General features: G+C 39.6%; 13 protein-coding genes, 7 tRNA genes and 1 rRNA gene (1 of these 21 running past the window's edge). 13 read left to right on the top strand and 8 right to left on the bottom strand.

What is annotated here, in order from left to right; all coding sequences use genetic code 11:
• The 8 genes from ACSAJE_RS09500 to ACSAJE_RS09535 form a co-directional block, all read left to right on the top strand.
• A 23S ribosomal RNA gene (locus tag ACSAJE_RS09500) occupies window positions 1-1635 on the top strand; it begins 1255 nt to the left of the window's first position.
• 106 nt (window positions 1636-1741) lie between these two features.
• A tRNA-Asp gene (locus ACSAJE_RS09505) sits at window positions 1742-1815 on the top strand.
• Between the two features lie 14 nt (window positions 1816-1829).
• Window positions 1830-1902 (top strand) — tRNA-Val (locus tag ACSAJE_RS09510).
• A gap of 14 nt (window positions 1903-1916) precedes the next feature.
• Window positions 1917-1989: transfer RNA gene (locus tag ACSAJE_RS09515), tRNA-Thr, on the top strand.
• A 3-nt stretch (window positions 1990-1992) separates the two neighbouring features.
• Window positions 1993-2074, top strand: a tRNA-Tyr gene (locus ACSAJE_RS09520).
• Window positions 2075-2155: 81 nt separating this feature from the next.
• Window positions 2156-2229: transfer RNA gene (locus tag ACSAJE_RS09525), tRNA-Met, on the top strand.
• Between the two features lie 30 nt (window positions 2230-2259).
• A tRNA-Phe gene (locus tag ACSAJE_RS09530) sits at window positions 2260-2332 on the top strand.
• 21 nt (window positions 2333-2353) lie between these two features.
• Window positions 2354-2426: transfer RNA gene (locus tag ACSAJE_RS09535), tRNA-Lys, on the top strand.
• Window positions 2427-2826: 400 nt separating this feature from the next.
• On the opposite strand, the gene ACSAJE_RS09540 is transcribed toward ACSAJE_RS09535, so the two are convergent.
• The 4 genes from ACSAJE_RS09540 to ACSAJE_RS09555 form a co-directional block, all read right to left on the bottom strand.
• Window positions 2827-3384: an accessory gene regulator B family protein gene (locus ACSAJE_RS09540; RefSeq protein WP_458008923.1), complete on the bottom strand. Its 558-nt coding sequence runs from the start codon at window positions 3382-3384 to the stop codon at window positions 2827-2829.
• 3 nt (window positions 3385-3387) lie between these two features.
• The gene (locus tag ACSAJE_RS09545) at window positions 3388-3537 is read right to left on the bottom strand and encodes an AgrD family cyclic lactone autoinducer peptide (protein ID WP_118691527.1); all 150 of its coding nucleotides are present in this window, start codon (window positions 3535-3537) and stop codon (window positions 3388-3390) included.
• 367 nt (window positions 3538-3904) lie between these two features.
• Window positions 3905-5203 (bottom strand): sensor histidine kinase, encoded by a 1299-nt coding sequence (locus ACSAJE_RS09550; RefSeq protein WP_458008924.1) that lies wholly within the window; start codon window positions 5201-5203, stop codon window positions 3905-3907.
• 240 nt (window positions 5204-5443) lie between these two features.
• Window positions 5444-6157, bottom strand: a complete 714-nt coding sequence (locus tag ACSAJE_RS09555) for a LytR/AlgR family response regulator transcription factor (protein WP_118691529.1) — start codon at window positions 6155-6157, stop codon at window positions 5444-5446.
• 483 nt (window positions 6158-6640) lie between these two features.
• On the opposite strand from ACSAJE_RS09555, the gene ACSAJE_RS09560 reads away from it, so the two are divergent.
• The gene (locus ACSAJE_RS09560) at window positions 6641-7078 is read left to right on the top strand and encodes a GatB/YqeY domain-containing protein (RefSeq protein WP_458008925.1); all 438 of its coding nucleotides are present in this window, start codon (window positions 6641-6643) and stop codon (window positions 7076-7078) included.
• Window positions 7079-7233: 155 nt separating this feature from the next.
• On the opposite strand, the gene ACSAJE_RS09565 is transcribed toward ACSAJE_RS09560, so the two are convergent.
• Window positions 7234-7956, bottom strand: a complete 723-nt coding sequence (locus ACSAJE_RS09565; protein WP_458008926.1) for a helix-turn-helix domain-containing protein — start codon at window positions 7954-7956, stop codon at window positions 7234-7236.
• Between the two features lie 216 nt (window positions 7957-8172).
• On the opposite strand from ACSAJE_RS09565, the gene ACSAJE_RS09570 reads away from it, so the two are divergent.
• Entirely contained in the window at window positions 8173-9204 is a 1032-nt protein-coding gene (locus ACSAJE_RS09570) for a glycoside hydrolase family 5 protein (RefSeq protein ID WP_458008927.1), read from the top strand.
• Window positions 9205-9418: 214 nt separating this feature from the next.
• Here the strand turns inward: ACSAJE_RS09570 and ACSAJE_RS09575 are convergent, their stop codons facing one another.
• Window positions 9419-10876, bottom strand: a complete 1458-nt coding sequence (locus ACSAJE_RS09575; protein WP_458008928.1) for a flagellin N-terminal helical domain-containing protein — start codon at window positions 10874-10876, stop codon at window positions 9419-9421.
• 341 nt (window positions 10877-11217) lie between these two features.
• Here ACSAJE_RS09575 and ACSAJE_RS09580 point away from each other — a divergent pair, with 341 nt between their 5' ends.
• Both ACSAJE_RS09580 and ACSAJE_RS09585 read left to right on the top strand, forming a co-directional pair.
• Window positions 11218-11787 (top strand): tyrosine-type recombinase/integrase, encoded by a 570-nt coding sequence (locus ACSAJE_RS09580; RefSeq protein WP_458008929.1) that lies wholly within the window; start codon window positions 11218-11220, stop codon window positions 11785-11787.
• A gap of 419 nt (window positions 11788-12206) precedes the next feature.
• A complete protein-coding gene (locus tag ACSAJE_RS09585) occupies window positions 12207-13589 on the top strand; it encodes a flagellin N-terminal helical domain-containing protein (protein ID WP_118690327.1) in 1383 nt (460 codons plus the stop codon).
• Between the two features lie 109 nt (window positions 13590-13698).
• On the opposite strand, the gene ACSAJE_RS09590 is transcribed toward ACSAJE_RS09585, so the two are convergent.
• Entirely contained in the window at window positions 13699-14241 is a 543-nt protein-coding gene (locus tag ACSAJE_RS09590; protein ID WP_458008930.1) for a hypothetical protein, read from the bottom strand.
• 306 nt (window positions 14242-14547) lie between these two features.
• Here ACSAJE_RS09590 and ACSAJE_RS09595 point away from each other — a divergent pair, with 306 nt between their 5' ends.
• Window positions 14548-15168 (top strand): DUF3990 domain-containing protein, encoded by a 621-nt coding sequence (locus ACSAJE_RS09595; protein ID WP_458008931.1) that lies wholly within the window; start codon window positions 14548-14550, stop codon window positions 15166-15168.
• A gap of 248 nt (window positions 15169-15416) precedes the next feature.
• On the opposite strand, the gene ACSAJE_RS09600 is transcribed toward ACSAJE_RS09595, so the two are convergent.
• Entirely contained in the window at window positions 15417-16817 is a 1401-nt protein-coding gene (locus tag ACSAJE_RS09600) for a flagellin N-terminal helical domain-containing protein (RefSeq protein WP_458008932.1), read from the bottom strand.
• Window positions 16818-16830 lie beyond the last annotated feature (13 nt).

The raw sequence follows: 16830 nt of genomic DNA on the forward strand, positions 1-16830 counted from the left end.
GGAGAGTTAAGAAGAGAGAATGCCGGAATGAGTAGCGAGAGAAAGGTGAGAATCCTTTCGGCCGAATATCTAAGGTTTCCAGAGTAAAGCTGATCTGCTCTGGGTAAGTCGGGGCCTAAGGCGAGGTCGAAAGACGTAGTCGATGGACAACAGGTTTAGATTCCTGTACTTCATGATATCAGAACTGTGGGGACACAGAGACAAAGGACGAGCCGGGAATGGAAAAACCGGTGCAAGCGAGGTAGCTTCATGGGAGGGAAAACCCCCATGTATAAGGCGAATGCGTGAAGCGTAGCGAACTTAAAAGTAGCGAAGCGTGTGGAGTCACTGTCAGGAAAAGCCGCTATTGCGTATCATGAACCCGTACCGTAAACCGACACAGGTGGATGAGGAGAGAATCCTAAGGCCGACGGAAGAAGCATTGTTAAGGAATTCGGCAAAATGACCCCGTAACTTCGGGAGAAGGGGTGCCTACGAATGTAGGCCGCAGAGAATTGGCCCAAGCAACTGTTTAGCAAAAACACAGGTTTATGCGAAACCGAAAGGTGAAGTATATGAGCTGACGCCTGCCCGGTGCTGGAAGGTTAAGGGGAGAGCTTAGAGGCAACTCGAAGGTTCGAACTTAAGCCCCAGTAAACGGCGGCCGTAACTATAACGGTCCTAAGGTAGCGAAATTCCTTGTCGGGTAAGTTCCGACCCGCACGAAAGGCGTAATGATTTGGGCACTGTCTCGACAATGCATCCGGTGAAATTGAAATACCAGTGAAGATGCTGGTTACCCGCGCCAGGACGGAAAGACCCCATGGAGCTTTACTCCAGTTTGATGCTGGGATTCGGTACTGCATGTACAGGATAGGCGGGAGACTAGGAAGATATAACGCCAGTTGTATCAGAGTCGCTGTTGGGATACCGCCCTTGTAGTACTGGGTTTCTAACCTGCCACCGTGAACCGGTGGAGGGACAACGTCAGGCGGGGAGTTTGACTGGGGCGGTCGCCTCCGAAAGGGTATCGGAGGCGCTCAAAGGTTCCCTCAGAATGGTTGGAAACCATTCGAAGAGTGCAAAGGCAGAAGGGAGCTTGACTGCGAGGTCGACGGACCGAGCAGGTACGAAAGTAGGACTTAGTGATCCGGTGGTAGAAAGTGGGATTGCCATCGCTCAACGGATAAAAGCTACCCTGGGGATAACAGGCTAATCACTCCCAAGAGTTCACATCGACGGAGTGGTTTGGCACCTCGATGTCGGCTCATCGCATCCTGGGGCTGTAGCAGGTCCCAAGGGTTGGGCTGTTCGCCCATTAAAGCGGTACGCGAGCTGGGTTCAGAACGTCGTGAGACAGTTCGGTCCCTATCCGGCGCGGGCGTAGGATATCTGAAAGGAGCTGGCCTTAGTACGAGAGGACCGGGCTGGACGGACCGCTGGTGTATCTGTTGTCATACCAATGGCATAGCAGGGTAGCCAAGTCTGGAAGGGATAAACGCTGAAGGCATCTAAGCGTGAAGCCCCCCTTAAGATAAGATATCCCTGGAGTTAATCCAGTAAGACCCCTTGAAGACGACGAGGTAGATAGGGCAGAGGTGGAAGTGTGGTAACACATGGAGCTGACTGTCACTAATAGGTCGAGGGCTTGACCAAAAAGGAACGAAGGCAATTATAATGTCGGAGTACCAAGAACAAGTTCAACTTTGTGGGATGTAAGAAACTATATGCAGTTTTGAAGGTACTAATAAGTGCTTTTAATGGCCTAGTGGCTCAGTTGGTTAGAGCGCCGCCCTGTCACGGCGGAGGTCGAGGGTTCGAGTCCCTTCTGGGTCGTTTTATTATTATATGGGATCTTAGCTCAGCTGGGAGAGCATCTGCCTTACAAGCAGAGGGTCACAGGTTCGAGCCCTGTAGGTCCCATTATTAATAAAAATGCCGATGTGGCTCAATTGGCAGAGCAGCTGATTTGTAATCAGCAGGTTATCGGTTCGAGTCCGATCATCGGCTTATGGATGGATTCCCGAGTGGCCAAAGGGGGCAGACTGTAAATCTGTTAGCTACGCTTTCGAAGGTTCGAATCCTTCTCCATCCACTTAACCTAAGATAGTGGAACGATTTGTTCTAAGTGTAGAATGAACCGCATATAATTTATCAGAGGTTTTATAAATTATGCCGCGGGGTGGAGCAGCTAGGAAGCTCGTCGGGCTCATAACCCGAAGGTCATAGGTTCAAATCCTGTCCCCGCTACTTAGATATTAGATAGAAATATCTGATTATGCCCAGATAGCTCAGTTGGTAGAGCAGCGGACTGAAAATCCGCGTGTCACTGGTTCGATTCCGGTTCTGGGCATTCGTCTTTTATAAGACGGATGGGATACTAGCTCAGTTGGTAGAGCACTTGACTTTTAATCAAGTTGTCGGGGGTTCGAATCCCCCGTGTCTCACGTAAAAAGCTCATAGTTTATCTATGAGCTTTTTTTACTTTATAGGAAAATGCTCGTAACGTAGAGGGAAGCCAACAAGAATTGCTTTAACAATTCTTGCAAAGCAAAGCGCTGGCTTTGCTTTTTTAATAGGATTAAAGTGTCTTAAGTGTCAAAAGACCTAAATTTCCCTGACAGGCTATTTTTCTGAATTTTTGACCATAATATCTATCAACGATGCGTCGCATCGCCTTAAAATATCCCAGCACAGCACAAAAAGCTTAAAATATCCCAGCACAAAAAGAATATCCAAAAAAGGATTTTTCACACCTCAATCTTTTAAAAAGAAAAGGGAGCTATCATAGAGAGATAGCTCCAGATGTCAAATAATATTTTGTATTCTAATTGATGAAATACATAATTAGAATTTCTTTTGTAACAATGCAAACCACTGAGCAAGTCCAACCAAAAGTATGGCTGCTAAAATTGATTTCGCAAATAATAATTGATGACTCCAATTAAAATAAAAAAGTGCACCTAATTCTGCAATGAGAATTATTATGGTATTGCGGCGATATATTATCCGTTCTTTCGTACACAAGGGTTTGTTCTTGTGCTCTATGGGGGATAATAGAACTATAGAAATGAACATTGTTATGCAAGCAATGAACATCAAGAAAGTTGATATGTGCATGTAATTTATCAGACAGAGGCTTATGATTATGCTAGAGTATGATAAAACAAAACAATAAGCTTCTTTTGATGCATGAAAGCCTCCTGCATAAATGCGTAATAGGGAATACGCTAGTTCGAACAAGATCCCCACCCATATATTTCCTAAGAGATACGACAATAATAAAATTATTGCAAAATCAGTTAGGAATAAACATACACGTCGCAATCCATATTTAATTATTTTGTCATTGGAATCATCTACCAATCCTAAGGATCGGAAATAATTCACTAAACGATCAATCATGTTTTAATCGCGGTAACGATTTAAACTCATTACTTGCTCGTCTAATTCTTCCTGGTAAAACCAACGTGAACATGATGTTGTTACGGCAAAAGCTGCAGCAAACACAGCAACGTTGCACAAGTTTTTGCTTACAAATAAAATAAGTTTTTTCATAATGACTCCTTTCAAATGTAGCGGGATGAATATATTTGGTATATCCAACCGATGATTTGCTGTTACATTTATATTATAACAGGAAAAAAGTACTACTTTTGGTATATGTCAAAAATATAAGGTTATATGTCAAAAATAAAAGGTTTGATAATCAAAATATCGAAAAAATGGTCAAATTTTGCAAAAATATCATATATTAGATAACAAAAAAAGAAGATAATAATTAGAAATGAGACTATATTATTCTTGAAGTTGAGAGTTTTTTTTCTGAAAAGATACTATATTATTCTTGAAGCTGAGAGTTTTTTTCTGAAAAGATACTGTATTATTTTTGAAGTTGAGAGTTTTTTTCTGAAAAGATACTGCATTATTCTTGAAGTTGAGAGTTCTTTTTTTCTGAAAAAAGGGTGATATTTACAATAAACCAATTGCCATCGGTCGTAAAGGAACTAATCCCATCATATTTTTCCACAACTTCATTAACATTAGATAACCCATAACCGTGATTTCTGGAGTCCTTTTTTGTTGATTTAAAAGTGACCCTATCAATTTTCTTAAGAGAGCCACTAAAAGTATTTTTAATTTCGAGATACAAAGTGCTCATTTTATAAAGGATAGATACAGAAAGTTTACGCTCCGCATCGTCTTGTAATTTTTCTAGGGCTTCTATTGCGTTGCTCAGCAGATTTCCAAGGGTAATACTAATATCCAGATCACTAACAAATATGTCCGGTGGAACTGCTATAGATAACGAAAGTTTGGTGTTTAACTTTGCTGCCTTTGATAGGTAAAAATTGATTGAGCTGTCAACTGCAATATTGGTAGAGTTAATGTATTGATTACGTGGTATAACCATATTATATAAACCTAAAACATATTCACTTGCTTTATCAGGCTGCTTACAATCTAAGTAGTAAGCAACAGTTTGACAATGGTTTTTGAAATCGTGCTGCAAAGCGTTTACACGATTACTGGCTTCTTTGGTCAGAGCAATTTGCTGCATGTAGAATTCATTTTGTTGAGAAATAGCCTCTTGCTGCAGTACCTGCTGATACATCTGATTGGTCTTATCCATCATATAATAGATAAGCATATTTATAAGACATAGGATCCCCATAGCAAGCATAGTCAGATTTTCGTTTTTATTGCCAAGATTGACCAGCAGATCGCACAAAACAACGCTTCCCACCAATATTATAATAAATGCAAAATAAATATGAAAAGGCATTGGCGTGGAAGAACGCATATTATAAAAGCGGTTAAGGAATATTACAAATAAAAAGTAAAGCAGTACAGAAAATGCACTACCAAGAGTATAGTTAAAAGGGATAATTGTGATTTTTTGCATTATTAAAAATACAATACCTTCGCAAAGAATGCTTAATGCCATGACAAAAACAGTCGACAAAATTTTTTTGGCTACAGATCCTCTATAAATTAGAAGACAGATTAGCATATAGCCTGCAAATGAAATAAATGTGTTAAGATTAACGCTGTTTCCAAAGGTATTGATCAGCCAGATAACAAACCACACTGTGCAAATTGCTGCGCTTTTGAAGGTTTTATTTATTTTTTTCTCATGTAAAAATAAACTCAGACAGCTAACCAATATAAAGTATCCGGCAATATTGATCACGGTATCAAAAAATAAAGAGTAGTAGTTCATCTGTAGTCCTTCTTTCTGCTGTTTTCTGGTAATTACAGAAAAAAGGCGTCAATGTTTACATTGATAAAATGGTCAATTTTTGAATATGAGAAATAGAGCTTATCTGAACATTCAAAATAATGAAAATACCATTCATTTCAAGTAATTGACACCTTAATCTGAAAGTATACCGGGTTTGTCAGCGATTATCGTACATGGATTTCTAATATAATGCCTTTCCCTTAAAAACAGGTACAACAATTAATAATTTAATCTCAAAAAATTATGTACATCTTCTTTGCGGGAATAGCTGATCGGTATATGTACACCATCGCTCATCACAACTTCGTTTGCGCTGTATTCTACAATAAAGCTTATATTTACTATATAGGATTTATGTAATTGCACAAACAGATTTGGTGGTAATTCCTTTATTATTTTGGAAAGTTTATCATAACATAATAGATTACCATGCGTTGTTGCAATCCGGACATTTCTGCCGGAACTCTGGAAATAAACAATTTTACGGCAATCTGCAAAATGTTTTACTTTATTAAAAGTAAATGAAAAATATTTATTGGTAGTTTCGTATAGGCGTTCATACGTTTTTACTACATGTAAAATTTTATCAAAGTCAATTGGCTTTATGATAAAATCTAACGGTCGCACTTGAAATAATTGCATTGCATATTCACTCTTAGAGGAAACAAATACAACTTGTGTTGCTTGCCCTTCTGACTGTTCACGCAAAAACTGTGCAATATTTACTCCATTCACCGATTCGGAATGGAATTCAATATCAAGGAAGAGAAGATCAATGGACATGTCATTTGCTATGTATTCTTCTAATTTTTCAGCTTCATTAAACATAGTTATTCGTGGAGGAGTTGGTCTCCCCTTAAATATTCTGTTTAGAATGTCTTCCAGCTGAAAACAAAATATTTCATTATCATCGCATATAACAATATTATACATTTCTTCACCTCTTTACATAACCTAAAAGTATAAAGCAGAATGAAAATTGTTCAGTCTAAAATATACACACAATATAATTGTAAATATAAGCAGGTTATGGCTTATAGACGTCTTGATATTTGTAACTTGTACAAAATAAGACACCATAAATAATATACAATGAATTGAAATAAATAACAATAGAATAAACAAAATAATTATAGGCAGAGGCTACCAAGGAATATGGTTTATAAGGCTGCAAAGTTATATGGTTCATAAAGCTGCAAAGTTATATGGTTCATAAAGCTGCAAAGTTATATGAGAAGACTGCCAGGGAATATGGGAAGGTGACTTGACTTCCAATCAAAAAGGGAATATCCTTTGAAGAGGAAGTTACGCTGGATATGCATAGCTAGATTGGTGTATTGAGGCGAATGAAAGCAAAAGCTTGAAATGTTGTGTCTGGCAGACGATATGGTATTGTCAGAGAAATGGAGGATTATTATGGAGTTCAAAAAATTACAGAGCGATATGGTAGCAGCAATGAAGGCAAGAGATAAAGCACGAAAGGATACGATTTCATCTTTGATTTCTGCAGTAAAGAAACTTGCTATTGATGAAGGAAAGAGAGACAATATTCCGGAAGAATTGGTAGACCGCGCTATTATAAAAGAAGAAAAAACAGCGCAGGAACAGGTTGACAGTTGTCCGGCAGACCGTGAGGATCTGAAAGCAGAGTATCAGGCTCGACTGGATGTGATCAAGGAGTATGCTCCGAAGATGATGTCACCGGAGGAAATTGAGGAAGTGTTAAAGACACAGTTTGCAGATGTGATCGCTACTAAAAATAAAGGTCAGATCATGAAGGCTGTTATGGCTGAGTTAAAAGGTAAGGCAAACGGCAAGGATATCAACCAGATTGTCGGAAAACTGTGCCAGTAACAGTAATCACGAGATTGCATAGGCAGTGCTTGTTAAATAGGATTAAAACCAGAGATAAAGCGTGTCGGAAGCGATGCGGGTCTTGCGGTTAAAATCCACATATTTTGATCAAAACCGGAGATAAATAAGCCAGAAGCAACGGAATAGTGCTTGACTTAAAAATCTCCTTGTGTGCGGTATTTGCCGGGGGTGATGCCGTATTCTTCACGAAAACATTTTATATAATGACTGCAAGAAGCAAAGCCGAGAAATGAGCTTATGTCTGTGCAGCTGATAGAACTGTTTTTAAGCATATAACAGGATGTTTCGCATTTTTTACGGAGGATAAACCTCTGTAGCGGGCATCCTGTTTCTTTTTGAAAAAGATGGGACAGATAGTCGCGGTTCAGTCCGAGAGCGTTGGCAACATCTACGCCGGATATCGATTCAGTAATATGCTTACTGATATAATCGATTCCATGGCGTACATGGTAGGAGTAATTTTTGCCCTGTTTGATGGCGTGCATGGTGTTTGTGAATTCTGTGATCACATCGATCTTGATTGTTTCGAGTTGCTTTTCTGATATGGCGGAATCTATTTTGCGGATAAATAGATCGCTTAACGTGTAGGATTCTTCGGGTTCAAGGCCGCGTTCAATGCAAAAACGTGTAATCATAGCAACTAAAATGACAAGGTGGTATTTGCGGTTTTGCAGCGGATTATGCGAAAGAATACCCATATGTTCGCGATTTTCAGTCAAAAGGTCTCCTTGCAGCACATCCAGGTTTCCGCTTGCAATATTGCGGTAAAAAGCAAACTCCTCTTCTATGGAAATATGAGAATAGGATTCTTCCTGCTGCTTATACAGCAGTTGGTTTAATTCTTGCTTAACGGTCATAATTAGCCCAGTCCTTTCCTAAGCATACAAAATATGCTTTTTTCATAATTACTGTTGAAATAAGAATAGGTTTTATGATATTTATCTCGGAAATATTATATCATATTACTTCAAAAATTACTATGATGAGTACAGACGATGAATGATAATTCCGGTGATGAATGCATTATCAGGAAATAATCATTGTAATTATTTTGGAAAGGAATGGTGATTACTATGAGACGATGGATTGGATTTGAGCACGGCGTGAATTTGGGTGGATGGTTGTCACAATGTGACTATAGCAAAGAAAGACTAGAGCATTTTATTGTTGAGGAAGATATTAAGCGAATTAGTGATTGGCCAGTTGATCATGTGCGCCTGCCGATAGACTATAATGTTTTGCAGGATCAGGATGGTACATTTATAGAAAGCGGCTTTGAGTATGTCAGGAAGGCTATTCATTGGTGCAGAAAATATGGTTTGAATATTATCCTCGATTTGCATAAGACGGCGGGTTATTCCTTTGATCAGGGGGAAAAGGAAGCGGGCTTCTTTGACAATAGCAAGTACCAGGAAATGTTTTACAGCCTGTGGGAGGAGATGGCTAAACGGTATGCAAAATACGGAGATCATGTTGCTTTTGAATTGTTAAATGAGGTGACTGATAAAAACACAATGGATCGCTGGAATCAGATTTCACAGGAATGTATTCGTCGGATTCGCCGGATTGCTCCGACGACGAAGATATTGATCGGCGGTTATTGGAACAATTGTGTTTTGGCAGTACGCTCACTGGCTGCACCGGCAGATGAAAATATCGTATATAATTTTCATTGCTATGAGCCGTTAATATTTACTCATCAGGGTGGATACTGGGTTGATGGAATGCCGGAAGATTTTAGGATGGCTTTGCACAAGACGGTTGATGAGATTAAGAAATTGACCAAAAAGTATTTGCCGAATAATGAAATTATGCTCGAACCGGTAAAACAGGAAGAATGTTTATTCGGCAGCAGTTTTTTTGAGCAGTTCTTTGCGGATGCACTAGCAGTAGCGGAGGAAAGAAACGTGCCATTGTATTGCGGGGAATATGGGGTGATCAATCTTGCCTCAGCGGAGGATACGTTACAGTGGTATCAGGCTATCAGCGAGGTGTTTGATAGGTATCATATCGGCCGCGCGGCGTGGAGCTATAAAGAAATGGATTTTGGAATTGTGGATGCACATATGGAAGATGTGCGTGAAAAGGTGATAGCGTGCCTATAGGGCATCTGACCGGTTGTTCAGGCAGAGGCAGAGGTTATAATATCCAAAACTTCGGTCTCTGTCATCTCAACAGCATCTGCAATAATTGCAAGAGAAATATATAAAAACAAATATATTAATCGCAAAAAGAGGAAGCCGTAACGACTTCCTCTTCCATTTTGTAATAAAAATATGTTTCTGTTTGTACGATTCGAAAACAATGCCTCTTGGTTAATTACTGAAGCAAGGACAATACACCCTGGTTTGCCTGATTAGCCTGTGCAAGCATAGACTGACCAGCCTGCTGAAGGATGTTGTTCTTGGAGTAGTTAACCATCTCTTCTGCCATGTCTGTATCACGGATACGAGACTCAGCGGATGTGGTGTTCTCAACAACGTTATCCAAGTTAGAGATTGTGTGCTCTAAGCGGTTCTGAACAGCACCAAGTGCGGAACGCTGATCGGATACTTTCTGGATAGACTGTTTGATGGTATCAATTGCATTTAATGCGTTTGTATCATCGGAACCGTCAACTTTAAGACCGTTTATACCGAGCCCCTTAGCACTCATGGATTCAATGTTAATGGAAATCTGGTTGTTTGATGTAGCATCAGCACCGACATGAAGCTTTACTGTAAGTGGAGCTGTGAGATCCTGCAAATGGCTAATATCGTCAGTTTTGATTTCGACTTTGTTTCCAACGGCATCATAAGCCTGTGGTGCGCCACCTTTAGCAGTAACTCCAGATTTATCGGACTTCATTGTTACATATTTTGACAATGCATTTGCAGGAATTGCATTTCCATCTTTATCGTAATATTTTGCCTGTGCCTGTTTGGATCTAGCGGCAGTTATATCTTTTGCAACTATTGTATCAGATTTGGAACCAGCAGTAGCAGCTACTACTCCAGCATCATCAGCACCACCTACTGTAATTGTTCCAAGTTTCTTGTTTTCTTTATCCATAATATCAAATGTGCCAGCACCCGCATCTGTGACAGAAACAGAAAACTTATCTGCTGCAGAACCTGTAAGTGATAAGCTATAAGTGACAGCTTTTCCATCAGAATTAGCTGATACCTTTACGCCAGAATCCCTTAAAGCAATAAGAAATTCATTTTCCTCATCCTGGACTTTTTGCGTTACATCGGCAGCCGTAGCATTTCCTTCAAATTTTACAGTAAGCTTTGTAGATCCAGCAGCCTCAGTAGCCGCACCTGCAATATCATCCGTATTGTTTTTGAATCCATAGGTATACTGCTTATCCAAGCTCTTATCGCCCTTCAACAAATAAGTCTCATTGAACTTGGTTGTCTCAGATACACGATCAATCTCAGTTGTCAACTGATCAATCTCGTTCTGGATAGCTGTACGGTCAGACTCAGAGTTTGTACCGTTAGCAGACTGAACTGCCAACTCGTTCATTCTCTGAAGCATAGAGTGAACTTCGTTCAAAGCACCCTCTGCAGTCTGTACTGCGGAAATACCATCTTCTGCGTTTGTAGAAGCCTGATCCAAACCACGGATCTGCTTTCTCATTTTTTCAGAAATAGAAAGACCTGCTGCATCATCAGCTGCGCGGTTGATTCTATAACCGGAAGAAAGCTTCTCAGTAGATTTAGCAAGTGAGTTAGTTGTTAAGCCCAACATTCTGTTGGAGTTCATTGCTGTAATATTGTGTTGTACTATCATAGTAGTTACCTCCTTGTTTTGAGTTTGGGGTGAATCCGTTCGCCCCAGTGAAAATAAAAGTTAAGATATTTCCGGAAAAATCCATCATATCAGTGTCGATATCAAGAAAACGACTGTGCCGTATCGTAGATATCATGAATTTAAGTTTTAGATCGTTGCCTCCTTTCGCAAAACAGAAACCCTCGTTTACAAAATGTTGCATTACGTTTTTTGCGCCGGAAATAGCCAGCTCAAGGGTTCCGTATTTCCAGGCAAAGGATTAGAATAAAAAACGTAGCAACCTCTGGAAATGCTTGCATTTCCAGGATAAATCAGCAGTACAACGGAAAGGAAAAGGGGAAATGAGTACAACAAGTCCTATCAGGAAAGAAGAGGATTTGCAGCGGTTCCGAAACTACTATTTGGAAAAAGGAAAGATGAGAAATTACTTATTAATAGTGGTTGGATTGAACACAGCGCTGCGCATTGGAGATGTATTAAGTTTGCAGTGGAAAGATGTTTATGACTACAAGCGTAGAAGATTTCGAGCACATTTGCAGGTGGTAGAACAGAAAACCGGCAAAACGAATCAAATTGCACTGAATGACTGCGTTTTGCATGCATTGCGGCAATGCTACAACGGCCAAAAAGCAGACGAATATTTATTTTATAGCGCATGTCATAAAAATCAGCCGATCAGCCGCAGTCAAGCTTGGAGAATTGTGCGGCAGGCAGCAGAGGAGACAGGGATAGACGGCAATGTCAGCTGTCATTCCTTGCGCAAAACATTTGGTTATCATGCATGGAAACAAGGCGTTCCGCCAGCTATGCTGATGATGATCTACAACCATTCATCGTATCAGATTACAAAGCGTTATTTAGGGATTATACAAGAAGAAAAAGATGATGTTTTTTACCACGTGCAATTATAAGACATCAAAATATATTCAGAAAGAAAAGAACCCCAGGCAATTAAAAGTGCAAGAATTGCTTATTGGGATAATATACAAGTGACTGTGCCGATAAAATTATTTTAATGAGATCAATATAATGTATAAAGAAGTGTTTTAGGACACAATGTGTTGTGGAATCTCAAAAAAACAAAAAAATGCACAAATTTTTTTAGAAAAAGGGTTAAGTTCTCAGCAAATCAACCGATATTGTTAGTGTAATAAAAAATGCAACATTTTGTAAACAATTGTTTCTGTTTGAAGAGGAAGGAGGCAACCGCAAAACAACATGTAATTCTTGATATTTCCAGATGGTTCATGCCATTCACGGAATATCGAAACATATTAACACCGGGGCGAAAGGATTCACCCCGAACATTTATCACAAGGAGGTAACTACTATGATAGTACAACACAATATTACAGCGATGAACGCTAACAGAATGCTTGGCATGACAACAAATTCTCTTTCTAAGTCTACAGAGAAACTTTCTTCCGGTTACAGAATCAACCGTGCAGCAGATGATGCAGCAGGTTTGACAATTTCTGAGAAGATGAGAAAGCAGATCCGTGGTTTGGATCAGGCTTCTACAAACGCAGAAGATGGTGTATCTGCAGTACAGACTGCTGAAGGTGCTTTGACAGAGGTTCACAGCATGTTACAGCGTATGAACGAGTTGGCAGTACAGGCTTCTAACGGAACAAACAGCCAGTCTGACCGTCAGGCTATCCAGGACGAGATTTCACAGCTTACTACTGAGATTGATCGTGTTGCTGAGACAACAAAGTTCAATGAGACTTATTTGTTGAAGGGTGATAAGGGAACAAAAGATATTACTTTAGAGGCTCATGACGCCGGATTAAAGGGCTCATTAACCAATAATGGTAATGGAACTGCCACTTTTGTAATGGATGCATTAGAAGCTGGTGATTCTGTAAGTATCGGTGGTAAAACATATACGATTGGTTCCTCAAAGGCAGAGGTTGAAGCTGAATATGATAAACAGGTGACTGCGGCAGGTAATAAGGTTACTATTAATGGTAAGGAAATCACTATTGTTGCTGATTACGGGGCAGATGAGGCTGCTGACAAAGCAGGCGGAAAATACAAGCTTGACGATGCAAAAGCTCTCATTGCTGAAGGATCAACAGTAACTTTTGCTAATGGAAAGACAATGAAAGCAATGAAAGGTGCTGATGATGGTGTTGACGATGAAGATAACACTATTATTACGGCTGGTCACGCATACGATTTAGCAAAAGATGAGCTACTTGCTGCTAACAAGATTGGCGTAACAAAAGATACCCCAGCTGTTGCAGTCACAGCGACCGACAATACCTTCGCAATTACACTTGGCAAAGCAGAGGTTGCTAATACATTGAGCTTTAGTCTTCATGTAGGTTCCGATGCTGACATGACAAACAAGATTCAGGTCAATATTGAAACTATGAACTCTGACTATTTAGGTGTCAAAAACTTAAACGTAGCAGATGATTCTGGTAAGGCTGCAACATATGCTATCGACGCTATCGCGGATGCTGTATCTAAGGTATCTTCTCAGCGTTCCGCTCTTGGTGCTGTTCAGAACCGTCTTGAGCACACAATTGACAACTTGGATAACGTTGTTGAGAACACCACATCCGCTGAGTCTCGTATCCGTGATACAGACATGGCAGAAGAGATGGTTGCTTATTCCAAGAACAACATCCTTCAGCAGGCTGGTCAGTCTATGCTTGCACAGGCAAATCAGGCAAACCAGGGTGTATTGTCCTTGCTTCAGTAATTAACCAGATCTTAGTTGTTTTCGACTCGAATGAACAGAAGCATATTTTTATTACAATGTTTAGAGGGGAAGCCTTTATGGCTTCCCCTCATTGCTTTTTATGCATCCATTATAACTTTTTCAAATATTCTTCTACATTCAAATAGGCCACATCTTCCTGTGTACTCACGCCTGCTTGAACGAGAGATGTTGTGGCACCGCGATAGATCACATATTTTCCAATGATGGTTCCATATCGAAAGGCAGTATCCTCACATTTTTGTTTATCCAATAGATGTCTGCATTGTTGTAAAACAATCTTGTCACTATGTTTAATTTCATAGATTTCACAGGTTTCTTCCTCCGGATCAAAAACAACCATATCAAATTCGCCAATTGCAAACTGTAATCGGAATACTTCACAGTTCTTTTTAGAAAGTTTTGTTTCCAGAAGGACAATATCCTCCATCATTCTACCTTTAATTTCAGCTAATATTCTTTCCGTCACTCTCTTTCGTTCTACAAGTGATAAATCTCTAAATTTATCATCCTGCATAAGCGACTTGATAAGTGACTCTGCTTGCGAATATCGAATACCCGGCTGTGAAAACGCAGTTCTTGCTTCTTTTCGATTATAGTCAGACATCCATCGCGTTTCTATGTCCACTGTCAAAATGGCTCCTCATCCCTATTTTAACTTTTTAACTTTCTCTGTAAAGTTAAAAAAGTTAAAAGCTTATTTTCTATTTATGGTATTTATATAATATCACATAATCACGTTTTCAATATACAGAACAAAGGGCTGAATTATGGGAAAGAAAACTGATGAGAAAAATAGCAAAATGTCATTCATATAATTCTCAACTTGTTTATGTAATATGCTATAAACAAGTTCGAAGAAGGAGGTGGCGTACTAAATTATTTGATTTTTTTGTACTAAATATACAAGTACACAAAGAAAATTGTCCGCATAATGACTATGAACTATAATTTTCAAAAAGATATGAAAGCAATTCGTGGAATTTTTGGGATGACTCAAGAAGAATTTGCAGATAAAATAGGTATTGAACAGGCAACAATTTCTCGAAATGAGCTGTGTAAAAATTTGCCGTCTCCTCAGCTAATGGAACGGGTCTATCAATTTGCATTTGACAAAAAAATACAAATAAATCAGTTGAAGAAGATGTTATGGGCAGAAAATTTAGCGTCAGATCACAAGCTGCTTTTTCATGGTGCCAAGAGTGAGATTGCCGGTGAAATTGATGTCACAATAGGACGAACCAACAATGATTTTGGATGTGGCTTTTACACAGGAGAAAGCTATGATCAGTCCATTTCATTTATTTCTAATTTCAACAAATCGTGTGTTTATTTTTTAGATTTTAATAATGTTGATTTACGCTGTAAAATGTATAACGTTGATCAAGAATGGATTATGACAATTGCTTATTATAGAAATGCTTTGTCGAAATATGCAGAGCATCCTATTGTGCAAAAGTTAGTTGCACAATCTACCGATATTACTCATACACATATGAACTTAGTTCTATTCCGGTATACAAAATTATTAAGCCAAAAGAACTACGAGAATTATTTTTAGCATATCACACATTGGATCCGTCACAGGCTATTGAACGGATTTTGGAAGCGAAAAATATTTTGCACGATGATGAAGGAGAATTGCAACGACAATATACAATATTTAAGAAGATTCGAAACGGAAAGCGAATACAGAGATTACCTTTTACTTAATGCAATGAGGGGAAGCCACAAAGGCTTCCCCTCTAAACATTGTAATAAAAATATGCTTCTGTTCGTTCGAGTCGAAAACAACTAAGATTTGGTTAATTACTGAAGCAAGGACAATACACCCTGGTTTGCCTGGTTTGCCTGTGCAAGCATAGACTGACCAGCCTGCTGAAGGATGTTGTTCTTGGAGTAAGCAACCATCTCTTCTGCCATGTCTGTATCGCGGATACGAGACTCAGCGGATGTGGTGTTCTCAACAACGTTATCCAAGTTGTCAATTGTGTGCTCAAGACGGTTCTGAACAGCACCAAGAGCGGAACGCTGCTCGGATACCTTAGCTACTGCATCAGCGATAGCATCAATAGCATATGTTGCAGCATTACCGGAATCATCTGCTACATTTAAGCCTTTGATTCCAAGATATGCAGAGTTCATTGTCTCGATATTAACGCTGATCTTATTTGTCATATCAGCATCAGAACCTACATGCAGATTGAAAGAAAGTCTATCTGCGACCTTTGCAGTGCCTTTTGTAATCGTGAATTCAACACCATCATCTGAAGTGTAGTCAGCTTTTGTCTCAACAGAAACAGATGTTGCATCATCTACACCAATTTTATTGGCGGCAGTTAATTCTGCTGTCATTAATTCAACAGCCTTATCTGCTGAAATAACTGTTGAATCAGCATCATCTATTCCAGTTTTTTTGTTATCGTTTAATACTGTTACTGTTTTATCTCCATATGTTACAGTGCTGCCCTTAACAATTTTGGCATCAATATCAGCAACGTCTTGTCCCTTGGCATCAACCCATTTTGTATCATCTTTTTTATAGGTGTAAGTCGCGCCATCAATCTGAATTGTCTGATCTGCTTTAGCACCTGCCGCTGCAGCTGCTGCGGTCAACTTTTTAGCATCAGCTTCAGAACCGCCAATAGTATATTCTTTACCGCCGATAGTCACCTTTTTACCTGCATCTAATGCTCCTGCTGCAACTTTAAAAGTAGCACTTGTTGCACTATCTGTAAGAGTTCCTTTAAGGCCCGCATCATGACCATTCATATATACATCCTTTGTATCATCGCCGCCCTTCAACAAATAAGTCTCATTGAACTTTGTTGTCTCAGCAACACGATCAATCTCAGTAGTAAGCTGTGAAATCTCGTCCTGGATAGCCTGACGGTCAGACTGGCTGTTTGTTCCGTTAGAAGCCTGTACTGCCAACTCGTTCATACGCTGTAACATGCTGTGAACCTCTGTCAAAGCACCTTCAGCAGTCTGTACTGCAGATACACCATCTTCTGCGTTTGTAGAAGCCTGATCCAAACCACGGATCTGCTTTCTCATCTTCTCAGAAATTGTCAAACCTGCTGCATCATCTGCTGCACGGTTGATTCTGTAACCGGAAGAAAGTTTCTCTGTAGACTTAGAAAGAGAATTTGTTGTCATGCCAAGCATTCTGTTAGCGTTCATCGCTGTAATATTGTGTTGTACTATCATAGTAGTTACCTCC

Source organism: Jutongia sp. SJQ-6 (assembly GCF_054161275.1).

Excerpts from the sequence above, each read along its gene's own strand:
- ACSAJE_RS09540 (WP_458008923.1), bottom strand. The coding sequence starts at position 3,384 with ATGATTGATCGTTTAGTGAATTATTTCCGATCCTTAGGATTGGTAGAT.
- ACSAJE_RS09545 (WP_118691527.1), bottom strand. The coding sequence starts at position 3,537 with ATGAAAAAACTTATTTTATTTGTAAGCAAAAACTTGTGCAACGTTGCT.
- ACSAJE_RS09550 (WP_458008924.1), bottom strand. The coding sequence starts at position 5,203 with ATGAACTACTACTCTTTATTTTTTGATACCGTGATCAATATTGCCGGA.
- ACSAJE_RS09555 (WP_118691529.1), bottom strand. The coding sequence starts at position 6,157 with ATGTATAATATTGTTATATGCGATGATAATGAAATATTTTGTTTTCAG.
- ACSAJE_RS09560 (WP_458008925.1), top strand. The coding sequence starts at position 6,641 with ATGGAGTTCAAAAAATTACAGAGCGATATGGTAGCAGCAATGAAGGCA.
- ACSAJE_RS09565 (WP_458008926.1), bottom strand. The coding sequence starts at position 7,956 with ATGACCGTTAAGCAAGAATTAAACCAACTGCTGTATAAGCAGCAGGAA.
- ACSAJE_RS09570 (WP_458008927.1), top strand. The coding sequence starts at position 8,173 with ATGAGACGATGGATTGGATTTGAGCACGGCGTGAATTTGGGTGGATGG.
- ACSAJE_RS09575 (WP_458008928.1), bottom strand. The coding sequence starts at position 10,876 with ATGATAGTACAACACAATATTACAGCAATGAACTCCAACAGAATGTTG.
- ACSAJE_RS09580 (WP_458008929.1), top strand. The coding sequence starts at position 11,218 with ATGAGTACAACAAGTCCTATCAGGAAAGAAGAGGATTTGCAGCGGTTC.
- ACSAJE_RS09585 (WP_118690327.1), top strand. The coding sequence starts at position 12,207 with ATGATAGTACAACACAATATTACAGCGATGAACGCTAACAGAATGCTT.
- ACSAJE_RS09595 (WP_458008931.1), top strand. The coding sequence starts at position 14,548 with ATGAACTATAATTTTCAAAAAGATATGAAAGCAATTCGTGGAATTTTT.
- ACSAJE_RS09600 (WP_458008932.1), bottom strand. The coding sequence starts at position 16,817 with ATGATAGTACAACACAATATTACAGCGATGAACGCTAACAGAATGCTT.